This window comes from Rhodovibrio sodomensis, assembly GCF_016583645.1.
GTDB lineage: Bacteria > Pseudomonadota > Alphaproteobacteria > Kiloniellales > Rhodovibrionaceae > Rhodovibrio > Rhodovibrio sodomensis.
The window spans coordinates 1-7,204 of the sequence record NZ_NRRL01000186.1 but is presented as its reverse complement, the minus strand read 5'-3'; the positions used below and the strand labels follow the sequence as shown (position 1 = coordinate 7,204).

General features: G+C 63.8%; 2 protein-coding genes. Both read left to right on the top strand.

The window, feature by feature from the left end; all coding sequences use genetic code 11:
* Window positions 1-1,227, top strand: a 1,227-nt coding sequence (locus tag CKO28_RS26445) for a transposase (RefSeq protein WP_200344276.1), incomplete at its 5' end; no start/stop codon positions are given.
* Window positions 1,228-2,055: 828 nt separating this feature from the next.
* Window positions 2,056-6,840 carry an Ig-like domain-containing protein gene (locus CKO28_RS26440; RefSeq protein ID WP_200344274.1) on the top strand — a complete coding sequence of 1,595 codons (4,785 nt, stop codon included), beginning with the start codon at window positions 2,056-2,058 and terminating at the stop codon, window positions 6,838-6,840.
* Window positions 6,841-7,204: the final 364 nt, after the last annotated feature.

The window sequence follows — 7,204 nt, the reverse complement described above, 5'->3', positions numbered from 1 at the left end:
CCGTTCGCCCCGAAGGTCCTGCTGGCGTTGTTGATCTACGCTTACAGCCAGGGCGTGCGCTCCAGCCGCAAGATCGAGCGGTTGTGCGAGCGCGATGCCGGCTACCGCTTCATCGTCGGCGAGCAGGTGCCGGATCACACGGTGATTGCGCGCTTCCGCCGGCGCCACAGCGCCCGCATGGCGGAGGTGTTCCGGCACGTTCTGAAGATGTGCCATGAGGCTGGACTGGTGAAGCTGGGCCTGGTCGCGCTCGACGGCACCAAGGTGCAGGCGAACGCGGCGCTGGACGCCAACCGGACGGCGGAGAGCATCGACGCGCAGATCAAGCGGATGATGGACGAGGCCGAGACCACGGACCAGCAGGAGGACGACCGGTACGGCGCCGAGCGCGGCGACGAGGTCCCCGCGGACCTCCGAAGCCGCCAGGACCGCCTGGCGCGGTTGAAGGCGTGCCAGCAGCGCCTCCAGCAGGACGCCGAGGCGCAGGCGGCGCAGCAGCAGGCGAAGCTGGATGCCCGGGCGGCCGAGGAGCAGGCCAGCGGCAAGCGCAAGCGCGGCCGCAAACCCAAGGCGCCGGATAACAGCGTCGATCCGAAGGCCGTCGCCAATCCGACCGATCCCGACAGCCGGATCATGAAGACCCGGCGCGGCTGGGTGCAGGGCTACAACGCCCAGGCCGTGGTGACGCGCGATCAGATCATCCTCGCCGCCGACATCACGACCGCGGCGAACGACGTCCAGCAGCTGGGCGGTATGCTGGCGCAGGCCGAGGGGAACGCGGCCGTGGCGCGCGATGCGGACGCCGAGCTGGGCGCGGTCGTCACGGATGCCGGCTACTGGTCCCAAGACAACATGACGGCCGAGCAGCCGGGCCGAGAGCTGTTCATCGCGACGAAGAAGGACCACAAGCAGCGTGCGGAGCTGCGCGACGCCCCACCGCCGCGCGGTCGGAAACCGAAAAACATGTCCGCCCGCGAGCGCATGGACCGCAAGCTGCGGACCAAGCGCGGGCGGGCGATCTACGCCCAGCGCAGCCAGACGGTCGAGCCGGTGTTCGGGCACATGAAGGACGGCCAGGGCGCCGGCCGGTTCTCCATGCGTGGGCTGGATGCCTGCCGCGGCGAGTGGCAGCTCGACGCCGCCGTCTACAACTTACGCAAACTGCACCGGGAGTCTGTCCAGCGGGCGGCGAATACCAACGAAAGGGCGAGAAAATGCCCCCGATAACGCCCAGAGAGGCGAAGACTAGGACCGCCCGGCTGCATTCCGCGGCTCGCCCCCGACGTCACTCCCAGCATCCGGCGCGCTCGGAGCTATTCAGCAACAGCCTCGTGGACGGGACCGAATTCGATCTCGCCGTGGCCCGCATCGTCGACGATGAACCGCTTCGGGTTGGCGAGGTCCGGGAAGTCCTGCTCTCACATGATGTCGGAGCCGGTGATCCGCCAGGGGACGACCATCTCGCATTGCGCCGGATCGCGCACGCCGTGCCTCCGATCAGCTTGGCCAATTGGACCAGATTGTAGGGGTCTCGAGGAAGCCCGAGCCGAATACGGGCGGCTCTGGAGATGGGCTCTGGAGGAAGGCAACTGATCTTATCTATCCAGGAGGCTATTAAAGAGTAGAAAAGGCACTTTTATCCCCTGAATAGAACGCTGCGTTGGACAGTCGCGACGGGGGTATCGCCTGGTTGCGTCTCGACCCATCTCGGTGTGCGTGGGTTGCATTTAATTCCTGCACCACAAAAACGACACATGCGTGGGCTTGATGCAGCATCAGAGTAACTGCGAAAGAGTTTGTTAATCCGTAAAGAGTACGGTCGCAGCTAGCCAAAGGGGCGTCGTTCGGCGCGCCGGTAAATCCTCGGATCCAGAGGCAGAGCCTTTCGGCGATGGCTCGCCATGCTCGGCTCCGGAAGGGGCCAAGCTGTCGCGTGGTTTATCTCCAGGGGCTACGAGCGGGCTCCCTATGGCGTCGTGACTGAGCTGGGGCTGGCCGTCCGGGTTCTGGCATCGCCCTGGCGTGGACGGCTGGACGAGAGACTGGGAGATCGGCGTGAAACAAATTGCGAACGCGGTGGTGACAGAGCCCGGAGACATCGGTATCGAAGACATCCTGTGGTCGATCGGGCTTCCGACCACGGCGTTCGGATACAAGGTCTTTACCGCTGCGGCGAGTTCGCATGGCGCCGGATTGTCGGTATTCGCCCGGGATCAAAACCACCTTGCTTCCATACCGGGATCGGGCGCGCGCGGCGATGTCTGGCTAGACGCACACGTTTTCGACGTTGCCCAGAACGCTTCCGCAGTTCACCTGCCCGCCGATACGCCAGCCGCAGCCGTGGCAAATGTGCTTCCCGTTCAATCGATCCCGGATCTCGAGGCGAGCCAGGGTATTCAGCAGCCGAGCGATCAGGCTTCGGTGAGTGATCGAGGAGATCGTGCTGATACGGGGTTTTCCTGGGACCTGGAAGACCATTTCAATTTTGAGCCCTCCGACACCGGTTCGCCGCAATCGCGAGCTTTGCCCGACCAAGCTTTTGCGCGCGCGCTACCGTCTGCCTCGCAGGACTTGTCAGACGCCGGGTCGGTCAGTGTTCGCGATGAGAAACCACACGTGGACGTCGCCAACCACGACGCGGCATCGCCGGCTGGGAATCAGGCAGACGTCGAACTCGCACTGAGCAAGGTACGGGCAGAAGACGATCCCGCGGGGCCGGTGGTCAGCGCCGACACAGCAGAGGCGCCGGCGGCGACGCCCCCACAACAGCAGGAGCCCAGTACCAAGGGCGGCACATCCAAACCGGAGACGCCGGGCGAGGAGGGTGCATCCGGATACCAGGAGATCATCGTCCGGACGACCATCGACGCTCCGCAAGACCTCCACGAGACCTTCGATGCCGTGGTTGGTGACCGCGCGCCTGAACTCGGCGTTGAACTATGGAGCGTCCCCGACCGGATGGTGGACGATCTGCTGTCCGGCCTTCATCCGCACGTGTACTACGCGGAGCGCAATGGCAAAGTTCAGCTTGAAACAACCGTCGCCAGCAACGATCCGCGGCTGGACGATCAGTGGGCGCTCGACAACGCCAACGACCGCGACATCGACTGGAACGATGCGCAGCGTTTCACGACGGACGCGCGCGTCACGGTAGGTGTGATCGACACGGGCATCGATTACACGCATCCCGATCTCGACGACAATATGTGGATCAATCCGGGCGAGATTGCGGGGAACGGGATCGACGACGACAGCAACGGTTTCGTCGACGACGTCTATGGCTGGGACTTCCGTAACGGCGACAACGATCCCTTCGACGACCACAGCCATGGCACGCACGTCGCCGGAACGATCGGCGCCGAGACGGACAACGGGACTGGCGTCGCGGGCGTCTCGACCTCCGCCAACTTGATGGCGCTCAAGGCAATGAGCTCCGACGGTTACGGTAGCTACTACGACGTGGCGCGGGCCCTGAACTATGCCGTCGACATGGGCGCCGAGGTCTCGAACATCAGCTGGGGTGGCGGCTACGACAGCACCACCCTGCGGAACGCGATCAAGGATGCCGGCAAGGTCGGGCACATGGTCGTGGCGGCAGCCGGCAACAACGGTCGCGACACAGACAGCGACCCTTTCTACCCAGCGTCTTACGCTGACGACAACGTAATCTCCGTGGCAGCGACCAACAGCGTGGACGGGAAACCGTCCTGGTCGAACTATGGCGCCACTTCGGTCGATCTCGGAGCCCCGGGCGCAAGCATCCTCAGCACGATGCCCGGCGGCGGCTATGGCAACAAGAGCGGCACATCCATGGCGAGCCCGCATGTAGCAGGTGCAGTCGCTCAGGTATGGGCTCAGGACCCGTCGCAGTCGTACCAGGAGGTCAAGCAGCTGATCCTGGATAACGTTAACCTTGTTTCGTCGATGGATGGCCGCACTGTCAGCGGTGGTCGTCTGAACCTCGCCCAAGCCCTGGAAGCCGTCCCCACGAGCGTGGATGCGGTGGACGACCAGGTCGCCGCCACCGAGGACACCAGCATCGAGATCTCCGTCCTGTCGAACGACAGCGATGCCGAGGGTGACGGACTCGATATTACGGATGTCGTGCAGCCGGACAACGGCTCGGTATCGATCATCGATAACGGGCGTTTCGACGGGTCTGACACCATCCGTTTCACGCCGGACACTGATTTCTTTGGCACAGCCACGTTCTCGTATCGGGCCAGCGATGGGACCGGCGACTCGGACGCCGCGACCGTTACCGTGAACGTTGAAAACGCCAACGATGCTCCTTTGGCGAACGGCGACACCGCGTTCCTGGCCCCGGACACATCGATCGAGGTGCGCGTTCTGTCGAACGACGAGGACGTGGACGGTGACGGGCTGGACATCGCGAGCGTGACGCAGCCGACGAACGGCACGGTGACGATCAACGACAACGGCGCGCACGATGGGACGGACACCCTGACCTACGCGCCGGTGGCGGGTTACACGGGCGGCGACAGCTTCTCCTACACCGTGACCGACCCCAGTGGTGCCAGCTCGACGGCGAGCGTGGACATCACCGTCGACGATAGCGCGCAGACGATCGCCCAGCTGGGCCGGATCACGGATCTGACCCACGAGGCGCAGACGATCCAGCTGGACCACAGCTTCGCAAACCCGGTCGTGTTCGCGCTGACGCCTTCATACAACGGCGGAAACTACTCGACTGTACGGGTCACCGACGTCCAGAGCACCAGCTTCTCCGCGCGCATCCAGGAGGCCGCCTACGAGGATGACCTACACACCCCGGAAGACGTGAGCTTCCTGGTGATGGAGGCCGGTAGCTGGCAGCTCGGCGACGGCACGCGTCTGGAGGTGGGCAAGCAGACGAGCGACAACCTTACCGGCAACGGTTTCGAAACGGTGACCTTCTCCAGTGCGTTCGACGCCGCGCCGGCCGTGTTCTCGCAGGTACAAACGACCAACGATACCAGCTTCGTGCAGACCCGCCAGCAGGGCGCGGACAGTCAGGGTTTCTCGCTGGCGATGGAGCACGAGGAGGCACGGGCGAGCACGGCGCACGCCAGCGAGCAGGTGGGCTGGTTCGCCATCGACCAGGGCACTGGCAGTTGGGACGGTCAGGCTTTCCAGGCCGGCTCCACGGCCAACGCGGTGACCGATGCGTCCTACAGCCTGAGTTTCGATGGCAGCCTCAGCTTCGACCGGGCGCCGCAGTTCTTCGCGTCGATGGACAGCTTCGACGGTCCGGATGCAGCGCATATCCGCTACAGCAACCTCGGCACCGGTGCCGCCGAATTCGCTGTGTACGAGGATCAAAGCGCCGACAGCGAAACCGGTCATACCGATGAAAGTGTCAGTTTCCTGGCCCTTCAAGGGTCTGGAACGTTGACAGGCGCTGCTTGGGGGGGCGCCGATACAACGATCACGGCTACGGATGATACGACGACCACCGATGAAGATACCGCCGTCGAACTCAGCGTCCTCGCGAACGATACGGGCGAGAATCTGGACATCGCGAGTGTGACGCAGCCGACCAACGGCACAGTGACGATCAACGACAAGGGCGTGAACGACGGAACCGACACGCTGACCTACACTCCGAACGCCAACTACACGGGCAAAGACAGTTTCACCTACACCATCACCGACGATAGTGGTACGACCAGCGAAGGGTCAGTGACTGTCGATGTCGCAGCTGTCAACGACGCGCCTACAGCGACCCCCGATAGCGCGAGCACCCGCATCGACACCGCTGTGGAGATTGGCGTTCTGTCGAACGACGAGGACGTGGACGGTGACGGGCTGGACATCGCGAGCGTGACGCAGCCGACGAACGGCACGGTGAAGATCAACGACAACGGCGCGCACGATGGGACGGACACCCTGAATTACGCGCCGGCGGCGGGCTACACGGGCAGCGACAGCTTCACCTACACGATCACGGATCCAAGCGGCGCCAGCTCAACGGCGAGCGTGGACCTCACCGTTGACGACAGCGCGCAGACGATCGCCCAGCTGGGCCGGATCACGGATCTGACCCACGAGGCGCAGACGATCCAGCTGGACCACAGCTTCACAAACCCGGTCGTGTTCGCGCTGACGCCTTCATACAACGGCGGGGACTACTCGACCGTGCGGATCACGGACGTCCAGGGCGACAGTTTCTCCGCGCGCGTCCAGGAGGCCACCTACGAGGATGACCGGCACACCACGGAAGACGTGAGCTTCCTGGTGATGGAGGAGGGCAGCTGGCAACTTGGAGACGGCACGCGTCTGGAGGTGGGCAAGCAGACGAGCGACAACCTTACCGGCAACGGTTTCGACACGGTGACCTTCTCCAGCGCGTTCGACGCCGCGCCGGCCGTGTTCTCGCAGGTACAAACCACCACCGATACCAGCTTCGTGCAGACCCGCCAGCAGGGCGCCGACAGTCAGGGCTTCTCGTTGGCGCTGGAGCACGAGGAGGCGCGGGCAAGCACGGCGCACGCCAGCGAGCAGGTGGGCTGGTTTGCGATTGATCAGGGGACGGGGAGCTGGGACGGTCAGGCGTTCCAGGCCGGCTCCACGGCCAACGCGGTGACCGATGCGTCCTACAGCCTGAACTTTGACGGCAGCATCAGCTTCGACCAGGCCCCGCAGTTCTTCGCCCAGCTCGCCAGCTTCGACGGACCCGATGCGGCGCACGTGCGCTACGACAACTTGGGAACTGGCGAAACCGAGATCCGGGTCGCCGAGGACCAAAGTTTTGATTGGGAGACAAGTCACACAGATGAGATAGTTGACTTTCTCGGAATTGTGGGGCATGGGACCTTGGATGGGTTTGAGTATACATAAAAAATAGGGCGCCACACCCGTCAGAACGCCGCTATCATACAAAATTTACACTGTGTGGCCGTCATAGCCCAGCGCCGGTACCGGTCGTAAACTCGGATAATTCCAGATGCCGCAGTCGCGGAGCATAGCGACGGGCTTTGAGGCGCAGTATTCTGCGAGTATGAACGACTCGCGCGAAGTTTCGGGGTGACTGCTCACCCCCACCGGTGAGTAGGTCAGGCGGCGGCCGGTAGAATAACGGATTGGCCAGCAAGGACGCGCCGAATGGCGGCGAGCGGGCTCAAGCCGTATAGGCGGCCGGTGTCGACGACGGAGCACACGCCGGCGTAGAAAACAGCGCCCCATTCGGCGTTAAAGCCTTGCG